The sequence below is a fragment of the Microbacterium sp. genome (assembly GCF_036566905.1).
Classification (GTDB): domain Bacteria; phylum Actinomycetota; class Actinomycetes; order Actinomycetales; family Microbacteriaceae; genus Microbacterium.
Map to the genome: position 1 here is coordinate 1 of NZ_DATCVK010000193.1, position 16269 is coordinate 16269.

The window sequence follows — 16269 nt, forward strand, 5'->3', positions numbered from 1 at the left end:
TCGCGATCCCCGCGGGCGGCGTGCTGGCTGCCGCCGCGAAGGCGCTCGAGGCGCGGCGCGGCGAGCTCATCGAGGTCGCGGCCTCCGAGACCGGCAAGGTCTTCGCCGAGGCCGACGTCGAGGTGAGCGAGGCCGTCGACTTCGCGAACTACTACGCGGCGACCGCGCGCGAGCTCGATCGCGTGAGCGGCGCGGTGTTCGAGCCGGCGCGGCTGACCGTCGTGACCCCGCCGTGGAACTTCCCGATCGCGATCCCCGCTGGCGGTGTGATCGCCGCGCTCGCCGCGGGGTCGGGCGTCGTGTTCAAGCCCGCACCGCAGGCCCGGCGGTGCGCCGCCGTCGTCGCCGAGGCGCTGTGGGAGGCGGGGGTGCCGCGCGATGTGCTCGCGCTCGTCGACATCGACGAGGGCGGGCTCGGGCAGACGCTCCTGTCGCACCCCGACGTGGACCGGGTCATCCTCACCGGCGCGTGGGAGACGGCGGCGCTGTTCCGCTCCTGGCGGCCCGACCTGCCGCTCCTCGCCGAGACCAGCGGCAAGAACGCGATGATCGTCATGCCCACCGCCGACCTCGACCTCGCGGCATCCGATCTCATCAAGAGCGCGTTCGGCCACGCGGGGCAGAAGTGCTCGGCGGCGTCGCTCGCGATCCTCGTCGGGCCCGTCGGCCACTCGCAGCGCTTCGCGCGTCAGCTGGTGGATGCGGCCACCTCGCTCCGCGTCGGGCCACCGTCCGACCCGCTCAGCGAGGTCGGCCCGGTCGTCGAGGCGCCGCGCGGCAAGCTCCAGTGGGCTCTCACGACGCTCGACGAGGGGGAGTCCTGGCTCGTCGAGCCCCGGCAGGTCGACGGACCGCCCGAGTATGCGGGCCGGCTCTGGACGCCCGGCATCCGCACCGGCGTGCAGCCGGGGTCGCGCTTCCACCAGGAGGAGTTCTTCGGGCCGGTGCTCGGGATCATGCACGCGTCGTCGCTCGCGCACGCGATCGAGCTGCAGAACGCCGTGTCGTACGGGCTCACGGCCGGCCTGTACACACAGCACCCCGGCGACCTGACCCAGTGGCTCGACCGGGTCGAGGCCGGAAACCTCTACGTCAACCGCGGCATCACCGGCGCCATCGTGCAGCGGCAGCCCTTCGGCGGCTGGAAGCGGTCGTCGGTGGGAGCCGGCGCCAAGGCCGGCGGCCCGAACTACCTCGTCGGACTCGGCCGCTGGCGGGCGACCGCCGGTGCGCCGACGTCGGCGACGCTGCACCTGCGCGGGCTCGACACCCGCATCGCCGCCCTCATCGAGGCCGCCCAGCCGTCGTTGGACTACGAGGCGTTCGAGTGGCTGCGCCGCGGCGCGCTCTCGGACGCGATCGCGTGGGACCGCGAGTTCGGGCAGGTCAAGGACGTCTCGCGCCTCGGGATCGAGCGCAACCTGTTCCGCTACCGCCCGATCCCGGCCGTCGCGCTGCGGGCGACGGCGGATGCCTCCTGGCAGTCGGTGCTGCGCGTGGTGGTCGCCGGCCTCCGGGCGGGCTCGGTGCTGACGCTGAGCGCACCCGTCGGGCTCCCGGCGGGCGTCCGCCGCGTGCTCGCCGACGAGGACGTCGCCGTGTACGTCGAGACCGACGAGCAGTGGCTGCAGCGCATCGCGGTGGGCGACGACCTCCTCGCCGCCGTCGCGGACTCCGACCCGGCTCCCCGGCCGTCGCGCGTGCGTCTCATCGGCCCGCCCGATTCCGTCGCGGCCCTCCACGCCACGGTGGCAGGCGCGGTCGGGGGAGACCCCGACCTCGCGATCTACGACAACGAGGTCACCACCGCCGGACGGCTGGAGCTGCTCCCGTTCCTGCGCGAGCAGTCGGTGACGATCACGGCGCACCGCTTCGGCAACCCCGACCCCTGGTCGGAGGCGGTCATCTGACGGAGGGATCACGGATGCCGCGGGCCGCGGCATCCGCTTCTACAACGTTGGAACTTTCCTCGCCCCTCGGCTTGACATCGCATCGGATGCCGTCGCACACTGTTTGCACCGAACAATTCCAACGTTGTAAATCAACGGAGGACTACCCCCTCGGTCAGCGACGATCGATCCCCGGATCCCGCAGGCTGACCACCACAGCACTACGAGAGGAAACGTGATGACGAAGTCACGGAAGTCGGTCGTCGCCGCAGCGGCGATGCTCGCCGCCGGCGGTCTCATGCTGTCCGGCTGCGCCGGCGGCTCGGGCGACAGCGGGAGCGAGCAGCTGACCTTCATGTTCCGCGGGAGCGACGCCGAGAAGGCGGCCTACACCGCGGCCATCGAGCAGTTCGAGAAGGACAACGACGTCGACGTCAAGATCATCATGACGACGGCCGACGAGTACAGCACCAAGCTCAAGGCTGCGATCACCGGCAAGCAGGTCCCCGACGTCTTCTACATCGACCCGGGCAGTGTGCAGGCATACGTCAAGACCGGAATCATCAAGGACATCACCGAGTACGTCGAGAGCGACGAGGACCTCGACCTCGACAACGTCTGGCAGTACGGCGTCGACAGCTACCGCTTCGACGGCAAGCTCATGGGTCAGGGCGCGATCTACGCGATGCCCAAGGACGTGGGCCCGTTCTCGTTCGGGTACAACCGCACGATGTTCGAGGAAGCCGGCGTCCCGCTCCCCGATACTGACACCCCCTACACGTGGGACGAGTTCGTCGACGTCGCGAAGCAGCTGACGAAGGACACCAACGGCGACGGCACCCTCGACCAGTGGGGCACGGGCCTCAACGTGCAGTGGAACCTGCAGCCGTTCGTCTGGTCGAACGGCGGCGACTGGCTGAACGAGGATCGCACCGAGGTCACCGTCGACAGCCCCGAGTTCGCCGAGGCGCTGCAGTGGTTCGCCGACCTGTCGACCGTCGAGGGCGTCACGCCGTCCACCGCCGACGCGCAGACCCTCGACACCTACCAGCGCTGGATGGAGGGCCAGATCGGCTTCTTCCCGGTGGGCCCGTGGGACGTTCCGGTGTACGAGAAGCTCGACTTCGACTGGGACCTCATCCCGTACCCGGTCGGCTCCACCGGTGAGACGGCGACCTGGACCGGCACCCTCGGCATCGCGGTGAGCGAGAGCACGAAGGACCCCGACACCGCCGCGAAGCTCGCCATCTACCTGTCGACCGACCCGACCGCGCAGCAGTCGCTCGTCGACGCCGGCGTGCAGATCCCGAACCTCATCGACATGGCGAACGAGTGGGTCACCGCGTCGACGCTGCCGCCTGCGAACAAGCAGGAGTTCCTCGACATCGTCCAGGACTACGGCCGCGCGCTCCCCGCGAACACCACCTACAGCGCCGAGTGGTACGACGAGCTGTTCAAGAACATCCAGCCCGTCCTCGACGGCGAGCAGACGGCGGAGGACTACCTGAAGGAAGTCCAGCCGCGTATGCAGGAGATGCTCGACAAGGCGAACGCCGACGCCGGCATCGGCTGAGCAGCCGAAGCCTGATCGGAACGGATGCCGCGGCGCGGCGTCGCCCGCCGGCCGCGGCATCCGTCCCCCCTCCTGCTTCTCTCGAAACGAGGTCCTTCATGTCGACGACGACTCCCGCCCGCCGTTCCCGGCTGCACCGCCGCGAGTACCGCGCGGCCCTCGCGTTCGTCGCGATCCCGGTCATCGGGTTCCTGGCGTTCACCGGCTATCCGCTCGTGTTCTCGGTGTACGCGTCGTTCACGCAGTGGAACGGGCTCAGTGAGCCCACCTTCAACGGCCTCGCCAACTTCGTAGAGATGGCGGGCGACCGGTACTTCTGGCAGTCGATGGGCAACACGATCTTCTACATGATCGGGATCCCGATCGGCCTGATCCTGTCGCTGCTGCTCGCACTCGCCCTCAACCGCAAGATGCGCGGCACCACGTTCTTCCGCACGGTCTACTACGTGCCGGTGATCTCGTCCCTCGCGGCGGTGGCGATCCTCTGGCAGTGGGCGTACAACGGCGACTTCGGTCTGGTGAACCAGGTGCTCGCCCTCTTCGGCATCGAGGGCCCGAACTGGCTGCAGAACCCCGAGACCGTCAAGCCGGCGATCATCATCATGGCGGTGTGGAAGGGCCTCGGCTACTCCATGCTGCTGTACCTCGCGGCGCTCCAGTCCGTGCCGCGGCACCTCTACGAGGCCGCCGCCCTCGACGGCGCCGGGGCCTTCCAGCAGTTCCGTCACATCACGGTGCCGATGCTCAACCCGGTGACCTTCTTCCTGGTGGTCACGAGCATCATCGGCGGCGCGCAGATCTTCATCGAGATCAACATCATGACCCCCACGGGCGGCCCGGAGTTCAGCTCGGCCTCGATCGTCTGGTACATCTGGCAGAAGGCGTTCAACTACCTGCAGATGGGCTACGCGACGGCGATGTCGGTGGTCCTGGGCCTGCTCGTCTTCGTCGTGACCGCGATCCAGTTCCGGCTCAACCGCCGCTTCCAGTTCTCGATCGACTGAGGCACATCATGACGCTCACCACTCCCGAGACCCTTTCCGCGCTCGACGCCGAGGTCACCGGCAAAGGACGTCGCCTGCCCGGGCGGCGCCTCGGCCGCCCCACCGGCAACTCCGCCGGCGTCACACGCCGGAGGTCTCCGTCGCGCCGGATCGTCGACATCGTCCTGATCGCCGTGCTGTCGATCGGCGGCATCGTGATGATCGCGCCGCTGCTGTGGACGTTCAGCACGTCGCTCAAGACCCGCGAGGCCGTCTTCGCCCTGCCGCCGCAGTGGATCCCCGACCCGGTGGTCTGGGAGAACTACGTGCGTGTGTGGTCCGCCGGCCCGCTACTGTCAGGCATCGTCAACTCGATCATCGTGTCGGCGACGGTGACGACCATCGGCACGGTCACCTCGATGCTCGCGGCCTTCGCGTTCGCCAAGATGCGCCTGCCCGCGAAGAACGTGCTGTTCCTGCTGCTGCTGTCGGCGATCATGATCCCGTTCCCGACGATCATGATCCCGCAGTTCAAGCTGTTCGCCGACCTCGGCATGGTCGACACCCTGTGGCCGCTGATCCTTCCGGGCGTCTTCGGCAACATCGTGATGATCTTCTTCATCCGCCAGTACCTCGACTCCGTGCCGGACTCGATCATCGAGGCGGCCAAGATCGACGGTGCCGGCTACCTGCGCATCTTCTTCACGCTGATCTTCCCGGCCATCCGTCCGGCGATCGCGGCGCAGTTCATCCTCTGGTTCATGGCGGTGTGGAACGACTACCTCGCCCCGATCATCTACCTGAACTCGCCCGAGAAGCAGACGCTGCAGCTGGTCATCGCGAGCTTCAACGCCACGTACGCGAGCCAGACGGACTACCCGCTCATCATGGCGGCGTCGTTCATCGCGCTCATCCCGGTGCTCGCCGTGTTCGTGATCTTCCAGCGGCAGATCATCGAGTCGGTCGCGCTGACCGGGGCGAAGGGCTGAGATGACGCATCCGACTGCAGACCCGACCACGTGGGGCGCGCGCAACGCGCACGATCCCACCGTCGTCCGGGGCGACGACGGCCAGTGGTACATGTTCTCGACGGATGCCGCTGCCGGCGTCGACGACATCCCCGCGGGCGTCCACGTGCGCACGTCGCCCGACCTCGTCGAGTGGACGTTCGTCGGAACCGCCCTCGACGGCGTGCCCGCGGCGGCCCTGGCGCACACCGGCGCCGAGGGGCTCTGGGCGCCCGAGGTCGTGCGCTGGCCGACCGCAGACGGGTCGTCCCGGTGGCACATGTACTACTCCGCATCGACGTTCGGTTCTCGCACGTCGGTCATCGGACTCGCGACCGCCGCATCCCCGGCAGGGCCGTGGGTGGATGCCGGCCCCGTCGTCACGACCACCCATGACGCCGACGGGCACAACGCCATCGACGCCGCCGTCGTCTTCGACCGCGAGGGTAGTCCCTGGCTCACCTACGGCTCGTTCTTCGGCGGCATCCACATCGTCCCGCTCGATGCGGCGACGGGGTTCGCGCAGCGCCCGGGAGAGGTCGGCACGCTCATCGCGCGCCGCCCCGCGAGCGTCGACGGGGCCGTCGAGGGCGCCTACATCGTGCACCTGCCCGAGGACGACAGATTCGCCCTGTTCGTCTCGTACGACTCGCTCTTCGAGAGCTACAGCGTCCGCGTCGCCGTCGCCGACGAGGTCACCGGCCCCTACGTCGACGTCAACGGCCGTGTCCTCACCGACACCGAGGGCGACGCGCCGGATGCGGTCGGCACCAAGATCCTCGGCGGCCATCGGTTCCCGGGCGGCACCGCCTGGATCGCTCCGGGCCACAACTCGGTGTTCCGCGACGGCGAGCGTCTCTTCCTGGTGCACCACGTGCGCCACGCCGACGATCCCACCCGTCACGAGGCGCAGATCCGCCGGGTGCACCTGACCGCATCGGGTTGGCCGCTGGTCTCGCCGCACCCCTTCGCCGGGGACGAGGCCGAGCGTCTCGCCGAGCCGGAGAGCATCGACGGGGACTGGAACGTCGTGCGCCTGGATCCGCTGCGGCGCGGGGTGGAGGCATCCGTCCCGCTCCGCGTGGTCGCCGCCGCCCACACCGACGGCGACCCGGTCGCGACCCCCGTCATCGTGCAGGCGCCGGATGGGGACGTCGTGCTCGACGCGGTCGTCTTCGGCGCGTGGGATCCGGTGGCGGAGCGGCCGGTGCTCGCGTTCGCCGGGCTGGATGCCTCGGGCATCGTCTGGACGGGCTCGCAGGCGGTGGCGTCATGACCACGGAGAACGGCTGGGCCGGTCGCGTGATGGCGTGGCTCCGCGTCGCCGCAGCGCTCATCGTCGTGAACCTGCTGTTCGTCGCCGGCACGATCGCCGGACTCGTCGTGCTGGGCCTTGCGCCGGCGGCGCTGGCGGCGACCGCCTGCCTCACCCGCCTGCGCGACGGCGACGGTGAGACCGGGCTCGTCCGCGAGTTCGTCGCGGTGTACCGCGCGGAGTTCTGGCGCGGCAACCTCATCGGACTGCCGTTCGGCGTGATCGCGCTGCTGCTGGCCGCCGACACAGCGGTGCTCCCGGCGCTCGACGGTGCGGCCGCTGCGGCGCTCGCCGGATTCACCTGGGCGGTCGGGGGCGTCTCCGCCCTCGTGCTCGCGTGCGCGCTCACCGTGGCCGTGCGCTACGACGAGACGGCCGGTGCGGTGCTTCGCTACTCCGCCGTGCTGCCGTTCACGTCGCCGCTGATGAGCCTCGTCATGCTCGTCAGCCTGACGTCCGTGCTCGTCGCGCTCGCCCTGCTGCCGATGCTCGTGCCGCTGGTCGGAATCGCCGTCGTGCTGTTCGTGGCGGGCTGGATCGTCGACCACCGGCTCGCCGCGATCGATCCCGATCATCCCCGTGCCGGCGACCGCCGAGCGGCCGCCCTCACCGCTGTCGATGCGGGAACCACCGCCCGCTGATCGTCCGCCGCCACCCATCGCTCACGGCGCATCCGCGCCGGATCGTCCCTGCCGTGCTGTCCGCAGCCGGCCCGCCCCCTGGAGGAGAAACGTGACAACGTCACCCGCCACCGCCCGCATCACCGTCGACCGGGATGCGGTCGTCGCCCCGATCGACCGCCGCATCTTCGGCTCGTTCGTCGAACACCTCGGCCGCTGCGTCTACGACGGCATCTACGAGCCCGGCCACCCGACGGCCAACGAGGACGGCTTCCGCCTCGACGTCGTGGAACTGGTGCGCGAGCTCGGCTCGACCACGATCCGCTACCCGGGCGGCAACTTCGTCTCGGGCTTCCGCTGGGAGGACAGCGTCGGTCCGCGCGATGAGCGCCCGGTGCGTCGTGACCTGGCCTGGCACTCGCTGGAGACGAACCAGGTCGGGGTCGACGAGTTCTCGCGCTGGCTGAAGCTCACCGGCTCGGAGCTCATGATGGCCGTCAACCTCGGGACCCGTGGCATCGAGGCGGCGCTCGACCTGCTCGAGTACTGCAACCATCCGTCGGGGACCGCGCTCAGCGACCAGCGCATCGCGAACGGCACACCCGAGCCGCACGACATCCGGATGTGGTGCCTCGGCAACGAGATGGACGGTCCCTGGCAGACCGGCTACATGACCGCCGACGACTACGGCAAGCTCGCCGCGCGCACGGCGCAGGCGATGAAGGCCGCCGACCGCACTCTCGAGCTGGTGGTCTGCGGCTCGTCGGGCTCTTCCATGCCGACCTTCGGCGACTGGGAGCGCACCGTGCTCGAGCACGCGTACGAGCACGTCGACTTCATCTCATGCCACGCCTACTACCAGGAGCGCGGCGGCGACCTCGCCTCGTACCTCGCCTCGTCGATCGACATGCAGTACTTCATCGAGACCGTCGTCGCCACCGCCGACCACGTCGGCAACAAGCTGCGGTCCGACAAGAAGATCAAGCTCTCGTTCGACGAGTGGAACATCTGGTACCTCGACGAGCACCGCGACTCCGACGAGGTCAACGGGGAGTGGCGCTACGCGCCGCGCCAGCTCGAGGACGTGTACTCGGTGGCGGATGCCGTCGTGCTGGGCAACCTCATGATCACGCTGCTGAAGAACCATGACCGTGTGGCATCCGCCTCGCTCGCACAGCTCGTCAACGTCATCGCGCCGATCATGACCGAACCGGGAGGGGCGGCATGGCGGCAGACGACCTTCTTCCCGTTCTCGGTGACGTCGCGCCTGGCGCGCGGCGAGGTGCTGAAGCCCCGCATCGACGCCGGCACGTATGCGACCGCGGTATACGGCGACGCGCCACTGGTGGACGCGGTGGTCACCGCCGACGACGGCGGCGCCGCGGTCTTCCTCGTCAACCGCAGCCAGACGGAGGCGATCGAGCTCACGGTCGACGTGTCCGAGCTCGGTGTCGGCGCCATCGCCGAGGCCGTCACGCTCTGGGACGACGACGTGTACGCGAAGAACACGCTCGCCGACCAGGAGCGCGTAGGCCTGAAGCCCCTCGACGGCGCCGTGCTCGAGGGCGGCACGCTCACCGTGACGCTGCCCCCGGTGTCGTGGTCGGCGATCGCCCTCGCGTGACCCGCGGGCGCGCGCGGGCGGCGGCCGCGGCATCCGTCCTCCTCGCCGTGGTGGCGACGGCGGGCGGGTGCGCGGCCACGCCCGCGGCGCCCGAGCTCAGCGGCGACACGCTGGTGCACGATCCCGCGTTCGTCGCGGGGGAGGAGGGCGAGCCGTCGTTCCTCTACTCGACGGGCAACGGCCGGATCGGCGACGGGAACATCCAGATCCGCCGCTCCGAGGACGGCCGGGAATGGGAGGACGCTGGCACCGTCTGGGACGAGAAGCCTGCGTGGCTCGTCGACGCCGTCCCCGGCGTCGACAACCTGTGGGCACCGGAGCTCTACTCCCACGACGGCACGTGGTACCTGTACTACTCGGCATCCACGTTCGGCGAGAACACGTCGCTCATCGCCCTCGCGACCAACACGACGCTCGACCCCGAGGACCCGGACTACGAGTGGGTCGACCAGGGCGCGGTGATCACGTCGGCGGGCACGGACTTCAACGCCATCGATCCCGCGATCGTCGAGGACGAGCAGGGCGACCCCTGGATGGCGTTCGGCTCGTTCTGGAGCGGCATCCGGATGGTGCCGCTCGAGTGGCCGGGCGGAGGCCGCGCCGACGACGCGGAGCCGCTGCGCCTGGCCGACCGTCAGCTGCCGCCGAATGCGATCGAAGCGCCCGCCATCGTGGAGCATGCCGGGTTCTACTACCTGTTCGTGTCGAAGGACTTCTGCTGCCGGGGCGTCGACAGCACCTACAACATCGCCGTCGGCCGTTCGGAATCGGTCACCGGTCCCTATGTCGACGCGGACGGCGTACCGCTCCTGGAAGACGGCGGCACGCCCGTGCTCGGCACCGATGGCGTCCGGGTCGGCCCGGGCGGCGAGTCGGTCTCCGGCGGCCTCCTGGCGTTCCACTACTACGACGCGGACCTCGACGGGCAGTTCCGGCTGGGCCTGCTGCCGATCCGCTGGCAGGACGGCTGGCCCGCCGTGGAGTGGCCACCGGCGGACTGACCGGGATGGGGTGCGGGAGGGTCAGCCCGCGACGGCGGGTGCCGACTCGCGCTGCACGATGGAGAAGTCCGCGAGGAGCAGACGGGGCGGGGCGTCGAGTCCGTCGATGCGTTCGACGAGCGCGGACACCGCGGTGCGGGCGATCCAGTCGCTCCCCGGGTCGACGGTCGTCAGCGAGGGGATCGAGTACTTCGCCTCGTCGATGTCGTCGAAGCCCATGACCGCGACATCGTCGGGGACTCGGAGGCCCGCCTCCTGCAGCGCGCGCATGGCGCCGAAGGCCAGCGTGTCGTTGAGCGCGAACACGGCGTCGAAGTCCACGCCGCGCTCGATGATCTCGCGCATGGAGCGGGCGCCGTTGGCGCGGTGCCATTCGATCGACGGACCGACGAGCCGCCCGTCGAACGGGATGCCGTGTGCCTCGAGCGCGTCGCGATACCCCTGCAGGCGCAGCGCCGCCGAGCCGATCAGCTCGCCCTCGTGCGCGCCGACGATCGCGATCCGCCGACGCCCCGAGCCGATGAGGTACTCGGTCGCCGCGCGTGCGGCTTCCACGTTGCGCATGGTGAGGTGGTCGGTCGGTCCCTCGAAGATGCGCTCGCCGAGCAGCACCAGCGGGTAGTCGACGGCGAGGTGCCCGACGTCGTCCTGGCTCATCTCGAGCGGGCTGAAGATCAGGCCGTCGCTCATCTTGCGGCGAGGGCTGGTGAGAAGGTCGAGTTCGCGCTGACGCCCGCCGCTGCCGGTCTGCTCGATCGACACGACGAGACCCGCCGCCTCGGCCGCCGCGATGACGGAGGCCGCGAGCTCGGCGAAGTACGCCAGTGCGAGGTCGGGCACGGCGAGCGCGATGGACCCGGTGCGCCCCGAGCGCAGGCTGCGGGCCGTGAGATTGGGCGTGTAGCCGAGTTCGGCGATCGCGGCCTCGACCCGCTCCTTGGTGGAGGGGCGGATGTGCGGGTAGTCGTTGATGACGTTCGACACGGTCTTGATCGACACACCCGCGATGCGGGCGACGTCGTGCAGCGTTGCGGCCATCGGCCCCACCCCCATCGCATCGACGCGGCGACTTCCGTCGACCTTCGCCGAGTCTACAACGTTGTAAGCACCGATCGGCCCACCGATCCTCATTGTGGCCGAGCAGGGGCGATCAAGGCAATGTAAAGAATCCTTGACACAGGCTCGGAGGCCGGCGTACTCTGCGAATGTCAAATATTCTAGACATCGGCGGAGCATCTCATGGTCTACGAAGAGCGCAACATCTGGGCGAGCCTCATCGCGAGCGTGGTCGGAGTCGCCGTCTACGTGATCCTGGTCCTGCAGCAGGCGGCCGGCGGACCGCTGACGGATGTCGACTGGGTGCCGCTGATGCTCTGGACGATCGGCGGCAGCATCGTCGCCGCGATCGTCATCAGCATCGTGTGGGGGATCCTCGCCGGCATGCGCGACCCCGACGGTGTCGGCAGGAGCGACCAGCGCGACAGGGACATCAGCGCCATGAGCGGCCGGGTGGGGCAGGCGTTCACGGTCATCGCCGGTCTCGGCGTCATCGTGCTGTGCGCCTTCGAGGCGGACTGGTTCTGGATCGCGAACTGCATGTTCTTCGGCTTCGCCGTCTCGTCGATCATCGGCGGCATCGCGAGCGTCATCGCCTACCGCCGCGGGCTCGTCTGATGGTCAAGCCCACCAAGGTCACCAACTCGATCCGCGCGGTGCGCGAGGCGGCAGGGATCACGCAGGCCGAGCTCGCCCGTCGCGTCGGCGTCACCCGGCAGACCCTCATCGCGATCGAGCAGGGCAGGTACTCGCCCACGCTCGAGCTGGCCTTCCAGCTCTCCCGCGCCTTCGGCGTGGGACTCGACGACCTCTTCGACTACCCGGAGGAATGACATGTCCGATCCCCGTCCCTCGACGCTGCGCACCGACACGATGCCCGCGTGGACCCAGCACCGCTACGGCGACGCCGAGGCCATCGCCAGGGAGACGATCGACGTCCCCGCACCCGGACGCGGCGAGGCTCTTGTGAGACTTCGCGCCACCGGCCTCAACAACGGCGACATCCGCGTGATGCGCGGCGAGCCCCTCCTCGTGCGTCTCGCGTTCGGCCTGCGCCGGCCGCGCCAGCCGGTGCGCGGGATGGATGCCGCGGCCACCGTGATCGCGATCGGCGACGGCGTGACTGATGTGGCCGTGGGCGATGAGGTCGTGGGCGAGCTGCCCGGCGGGGGAGGTCTCGCACGCTACGCGCTCGCACCCGCTGCTCGGCTCGTGCGCCGCCCTCCCGCGCTCGACTCCCTCGTCGCGGCGGCACTCCCGATCGCGGGCGGGACCGCGTGGCAGGCGCTCGAGCGCGGCGGCGCGGCATCCGGTCATCGCGTCCTCGTGATCGGAGCCTCGGGAGGCGTCGGCACGTTCGCCGTGCAGCTCGCGGCACTGCGCGGCGCCGAGGTCTGGGCGCTGTGCGGCGAGCAGAACCGTGCGTTCGTCGAAGGCCTGGGCGCGACGCGCACCTTCGACTATCGCCACGTGCAGCGGGGTGCGCTGGAACTCGAGGACGGCTCGTTCGACGTGGTCGTCGACATCGCCGGCACCGCGCCCCTGCGCGCGCTGCAGCGCCTCGTGCGCGACGGCGGCCGGGTCGTGCTGGTGTCGGGCGAGGGTGGTCGCGTGCTCGGGCCGATAGGGCGGATCGTGGGTGCCTCACTGCGCTCGATCGGTTCGCGACGGCCGCTGCGCCCGCTCGCGGCGACTGCGAAGCCCGACGTGCTCGCCGAACTCGTCGCACTCGCGGCGGCCGGGTCGCTGCGACCCGTCATCGAGCGGACGTTCCCCTTCGACGCCGCGCCCGCCGCGCTCGCCCACGTCGCCGCCGGGCACACGGTCGGCAAGGTCGTCGTGACGGCGGGCTGAGGCTGCGGCTGGGCCCACGCGCCCGCCGTGGCGTGGGGACCGGCTCCCAGGGCACGCACAACCTTCGTGAGAGAATGGTGGCGGCGTGCCCGGTTGCCGGCTTCTCCAGCTCCGCCGGGCCCCTGGACAGCGTCCGCCGCCCCTCGTACAGGAGCAAGATGTCCACGCAGAACACCGCGCCCGCCACCTCGACCGGCTCAGCGACCGAAGGTGCGACCGAGACCGCCATCGCCGCGGGCCGCATCCAGCAGGTGCGCCGCTATCTCATGTGCCGGCCCGAGCACTTCATCGTGAGCTACCGGATCAACCCGTGGATGGAGCCGGCGAACCCGACCGACACCGCCCTCGCCGTCCGCCAATGGCAGGCGCTGTACGACACCTACGTCGCCCTCGGTCACGAGGTGCACCTCATCGATCCCGTCGAGGGCCTGCCCGACATGGTCTACACCGCCAACGGCGGCTTCGTCATCGACAACGTCGCGTACGGCGCGAAGTTCCGGTTCCAGGAGCGCGTGCCCGAGGGCCCGGCGTTCATGGACTGGTTCCGTGCCAACGGCTTCGAGGTCGCCGAGCCCGTCGAGGTCAACGAGGGCGAAGGCGACTTCCTGCTGGTCGGCGACACGATCCTCGCCGGCACCGGCTTCCGCTCGACGGGCGACAGCCACCGCGAGCTCGCCGACGTGTTCGGCAAGGAGGTCGTCAGCCTCACCCTCGTCGACCCGCGGTTCTACCACCTCGACACCGCCATCTCGGTGCTCGATCCGGTCGAAGGCCCGGGCGGCGTCGAGAAGGCCAACATCGCCTACCTCGAGCACGCGTTCGATGAGCGCAGCCAGGCGATCCTCGCCGAGCGCTATCCCGACGCGATCCGCGTCGCCGACGCCGACGGCGCGGTGTTCGGCCTCAACTCGGCCAGCGACGGCCTCAACGTCATCATCTCGCCGCGTGCGCAGGGCTTCGAGGCGCAGCTGCGCGAGCGCGGCTACAACCCGGTGCTCGTCGATCTGTCCGAGCTGCTGCTCGGCGGTGGCGGCATCAAGTGCTGCACGCTCGAGCTGCGGCGCTGACGGCGGGAAAGAGGACGACCATGACCGCCACTTCCCCCTCCGTCGACGCGGCGATGAGTCAGATCATCGCCGCCGAAGACGAGCACGTCGCGCACAACTACCACCCGCTGCCCGTGGTGATCTCCCGTGGTGAGGGCGCATGGGTGACGGATGTCGAGGGCAAGCGCTACCTCGACCTGCTGTCGGCCTACTCGGCGCTCAACTTCGGGCACGGGCATCCGGCACTCCTCGCCGCGGCGCAGGAGCAGCTGAACCGACTCACGCTCACCAGCCGCGCGTACCACAACGATCGCCTGGGGCCGTTCGCGGCCGCCCTCGCCGCGCTGTGCGGCAAGGAGCTCGTGCTGCCCATGAACACGGGCGCCGAAGCCGTCGAGACCGGCATCAAGGTCGCACGTGCGTGGGGCTACCGCGTGAAGGGCGTGGCACCGGATGCCGCGCGCATCGTCGTCGCCCACGGCAACTTCCACGGCCGCACGACCACGATCGTGGGCTTCAGCGACGACCCGCAGGCGCGGGCCGACTTCGGGCCCTTCACGCCCGGCTTCGTGTCGGTGCCGTTCGGCGACGCCGCGGTCATCGACGCGGCGATCACCGCCGACACGGTCGCCGTGCTCATCGAGCCGATCCAGGGCGAGGCGGGCGTGGTGGTGCCGCCCGAGGGATACCTCCGGGCGGTCCGCGAGATCTGCACGCGCCGCGGCGTGCTGCTCATCGCCGACGAGATCCAGTCCGGCCTCGGCCGTGTGGGCGAGACGTTCGCGTGCGACCGCGAAGGCGTCGTGCCCGACGTGTACCTGCTCGGCAAGGCGCTGGGCGGCGGCATCCTTCCCGTCTCGGCGGTCGCCGCCGACCGCGATGTCCTCGGGGTGATCCACCCGGGCGAGCACGGCTCGACCTTCGGCGGGAACCCGCTCGCCGCGGCGGTCGGCCTCCGTGTCGTCGAGATGCTGCAGACCGGCGAGTTCCAGCGTCGCGCCAAGCTGCTCGGGGAGCACCTCGAGTCCAAGCTGCAGGCGCTCATCGGTCACGGGGTGACCGAGGTCCGTGTCGCGGGTCTCTGGGCGGGCGTCGACATCGATCCCGCCGTCGGCACCGGCCGCGAGATCGCCGAACGGCTCATCGGCCGCGGAGTGCTCGTCAAGGACACGCACGGCCAGACGATCCGCATCGCACCGCCGCTCGTCATCCGCGGCACCGAGCTGGACTGGGCGGTCGAGCAGCTGCGCGTGGTGCTCGCGGCCTGAACCTGGTCGGCCCCCGGGCCGTCAGTCGAAGACCGACACCGTGCGCCAGTGCCAGCCGGTCGCCCCGTCCGGGGCGGGCGGCGCCGTGTTCTCGGTCTGCACCTCTCCGTCCTTGCTCGTCGCGCGGCACTGGATGACGTGGTCACCCGCGGTCGCGGTCCAGGGAAAGCTCCACTGCACCCACGTGTCTTCCGAGATGGCCGTCGCGAGGGTCGCCGGCATCCACTCGCCCTCGTCGATGCGCACCTCGACGCCCTCGATGCCCACCTGCTGCTGCCACGCCACGCCCGCGACGACGACCGCCCCGGCCTTCAGCCCCTGACCGCGACTGGGCACGTCGATGCGCGACTGCAGCTTGATCGGGCCGCGCTCCGACCAGCCCCGCGTCGTCCAGTACGCGGCGGCGCGATCGAAGCGCGTGACCTCGAGATCGACGACCCACTTCGTCGCCGACACGTAGCCGTAGAGCCCCGGCACCACCATGCGCACCGGGAAGCCGTGCTCCATCGGCAGCGGGGCGCCGTTCATGCCGACGGCGAGGACCGCGTTGCGTTCGTCGGTGAGGGCCTCGAGGGGAGTGGATGCCGTGAACCCGTCGATCGATCGTGACAGCACCATGTCGGCATCCGCGGTGGGACGAGCTCGCGCCAGCAGCTCGCGGAGCGGGTAGCCCAGCCACCGCGCATTGCCGATCAGGGTGCCGCCGACCTCGTTCGACACGCACGTGAGCGTGGTCCACGACTCCTCGAGCGGCAGTGCCAGCAGCTCGTCCCACGTGAGCTCGAACTCGTTCGCCACCATGCCGTGCACGCGCAGCCGCCAGTCGGCGGGGTCGACCTCCGGCACGATGAGGGCGGTGTCGATGCGGTAGAAACGGTCGTTCGGGGTGACGACGTCGGCGAGTCCGGCGATATCGAGCTCCGCGCCGGCGGGGACGGCGGATGCCGCGACCGCCGGCTGCGGGAGCCTCACCGCCCGCCGGACCGCGGCGACCGTCGCGGACGTCGCACCTCGCACGCCGACCACCGTCGCG

At 70.2% G+C, this 16269-nt stretch carries 15 protein-coding genes; 13 read left to right on the forward strand and 2 right to left on the reverse strand.

Annotated features, from left to right (window positions below; translation table 11 throughout):
• From VIP82_RS16315 to VIP82_RS16350, 8 genes are all read left to right on the forward strand, one after another.
• The coding region (locus VIP82_RS16315) for an aldehyde dehydrogenase family protein (protein WP_331910485.1) at positions 1–1910 on the forward strand (1910 nt) is incomplete at its 5' end.
• A gap of 217 nt (positions 1911–2127) precedes the next feature.
• Entirely contained in the window at positions 2128–3462 is a 1335-nt protein-coding gene (locus VIP82_RS16320; RefSeq protein WP_331910487.1) for an ABC transporter substrate-binding protein, read from the forward strand.
• A gap of 98 nt (positions 3463–3560) precedes the next feature.
• Positions 3561–4466, forward strand: coding sequence for a carbohydrate ABC transporter permease (locus tag VIP82_RS16325; protein ID WP_331910489.1), 906 nt, complete (start codon positions 3561–3563; stop codon positions 4464–4466).
• Positions 4467–4474: 8 nt separating this feature from the next.
• Positions 4475–5434, forward strand: a complete 960-nt coding sequence (locus VIP82_RS16330; protein ID WP_331910491.1) for a carbohydrate ABC transporter permease — start codon at positions 4475–4477, stop codon at positions 5432–5434.
• A 1-nt stretch (position 5435) separates the two neighbouring features.
• Positions 5436–6728, forward strand: a complete 1293-nt coding sequence (locus VIP82_RS16335; protein ID WP_331910493.1) for an arabinan endo-1,5-alpha-L-arabinosidase — start codon at positions 5436–5438, stop codon at positions 6726–6728.
• Positions 6725–7408 (forward strand): YesL family protein, encoded by a 684-nt coding sequence (locus VIP82_RS16340; RefSeq protein WP_331910495.1) that lies wholly within the window; start codon positions 6725–6727, stop codon positions 7406–7408. The genes VIP82_RS16335 and VIP82_RS16340 overlap by 4 nt, the downstream gene beginning before the upstream one ends.
• Positions 7409–7499: 91 nt before the next feature.
• The gene (arfA, locus tag VIP82_RS16345) at positions 7500–9011 is read left to right on the forward strand and encodes an arabinosylfuranosidase ArfA (protein WP_331910497.1); all 1512 of its coding nucleotides are present in this window, start codon (positions 7500–7502) and stop codon (positions 9009–9011) included.
• Entirely contained in the window at positions 9008–10012 is a 1005-nt protein-coding gene (locus VIP82_RS16350; RefSeq protein WP_331910499.1) for an arabinan endo-1,5-alpha-L-arabinosidase, read from the forward strand. Before arfA ends, VIP82_RS16350 begins: the two co-directional genes overlap by 4 nt.
• A 21-nt stretch (positions 10013–10033) precedes the next feature.
• On the opposite strand, the gene VIP82_RS16355 is transcribed toward VIP82_RS16350, so the two are convergent.
• Entirely contained in the window at positions 10034–11050 is a 1017-nt protein-coding gene (locus VIP82_RS16355) for a LacI family DNA-binding transcriptional regulator (RefSeq protein ID WP_331910501.1), read from the reverse strand.
• 201 nt (positions 11051–11251) lie between these two features.
• On the opposite strand from VIP82_RS16355, the gene VIP82_RS16360 reads away from it, so the two are divergent.
• The 5 genes from VIP82_RS16360 (at position 11252) to rocD (ending at position 15236) form a co-directional block, all read left to right on the forward strand.
• Positions 11252–11686, forward strand: a complete 435-nt coding sequence (locus VIP82_RS16360; RefSeq protein ID WP_331910503.1) for a hypothetical protein — start codon at positions 11252–11254, stop codon at positions 11684–11686.
• Positions 11686–11901 (forward strand): helix-turn-helix transcriptional regulator, encoded by a 216-nt coding sequence (locus tag VIP82_RS16365; protein WP_308868832.1) that lies wholly within the window; start codon positions 11686–11688, stop codon positions 11899–11901. The genes VIP82_RS16360 and VIP82_RS16365 overlap by 1 nt, the downstream gene beginning before the upstream one ends.
• A gap of 1 nt (position 11902) precedes the next feature.
• Positions 11903–12922: an NAD(P)-dependent alcohol dehydrogenase gene (locus tag VIP82_RS16370; RefSeq protein WP_331910505.1), complete on the forward strand. Its 1020-nt coding sequence runs from the start codon at positions 11903–11905 to the stop codon at positions 12920–12922.
• A gap of 158 nt (positions 12923–13080) precedes the next feature.
• On the forward strand, positions 13081–13989 hold the full coding sequence (gene ddaH, locus VIP82_RS16375) for a dimethylargininase (RefSeq protein ID WP_333783821.1): 909 nt from the start codon (positions 13081–13083) through the stop codon (positions 13987–13989).
• Positions 13990–14009: 20 nt separating this feature from the next.
• Positions 14010–15236 carry an ornithine--oxo-acid transaminase gene (rocD, locus tag VIP82_RS16380; protein ID WP_331910507.1) on the forward strand — a complete coding sequence of 409 codons (1227 nt, stop codon included), beginning with the start codon at positions 14010–14012 and terminating at the stop codon, positions 15234–15236.
• Between the two features lie 21 nt (positions 15237–15257).
• Here the strand turns inward: rocD and VIP82_RS16385 are convergent.
• On the reverse strand, positions 15258–16269 hold a 1012-nt coding region (locus VIP82_RS16385; RefSeq protein WP_331910509.1), incomplete at its 5' end, for a molybdopterin-dependent oxidoreductase.

Excerpts from the sequence above, each read along its gene's own strand:
- VIP82_RS16320 (WP_331910487.1), top strand. The coding sequence starts at position 2,128 with ATGACGAAGTCACGGAAGTCGGTCGTCGCCGCAGCGGCGATGCTCGCC.
- VIP82_RS16325 (WP_331910489.1), top strand. The coding sequence starts at position 3,561 with ATGTCGACGACGACTCCCGCCCGCCGTTCCCGGCTGCACCGCCGCGAG.
- VIP82_RS16330 (WP_331910491.1), top strand. The coding sequence starts at position 4,475 with ATGACGCTCACCACTCCCGAGACCCTTTCCGCGCTCGACGCCGAGGTC.
- VIP82_RS16335 (WP_331910493.1), top strand. The coding sequence starts at position 5,436 with ATGACGCATCCGACTGCAGACCCGACCACGTGGGGCGCGCGCAACGCG.
- VIP82_RS16340 (WP_331910495.1), top strand. The coding sequence starts at position 6,725 with ATGACCACGGAGAACGGCTGGGCCGGTCGCGTGATGGCGTGGCTCCGC.
- VIP82_RS16355 (WP_331910501.1), bottom strand. The coding sequence starts at position 11,050 with ATGGCCGCAACGCTGCACGACGTCGCCCGCATCGCGGGTGTGTCGATC.
- VIP82_RS16360 (WP_331910503.1), top strand. The coding sequence starts at position 11,252 with ATGGTCTACGAAGAGCGCAACATCTGGGCGAGCCTCATCGCGAGCGTG.
- VIP82_RS16365 (WP_308868832.1), top strand. The coding sequence starts at position 11,686 with ATGGTCAAGCCCACCAAGGTCACCAACTCGATCCGCGCGGTGCGCGAG.
- VIP82_RS16370 (WP_331910505.1), top strand. The coding sequence starts at position 11,903 with ATGTCCGATCCCCGTCCCTCGACGCTGCGCACCGACACGATGCCCGCG.
- ddaH (WP_333783821.1), top strand. The coding sequence starts at position 13,081 with ATGTCCACGCAGAACACCGCGCCCGCCACCTCGACCGGCTCAGCGACC.
- rocD (WP_331910507.1), top strand. The coding sequence starts at position 14,010 with ATGACCGCCACTTCCCCCTCCGTCGACGCGGCGATGAGTCAGATCATC.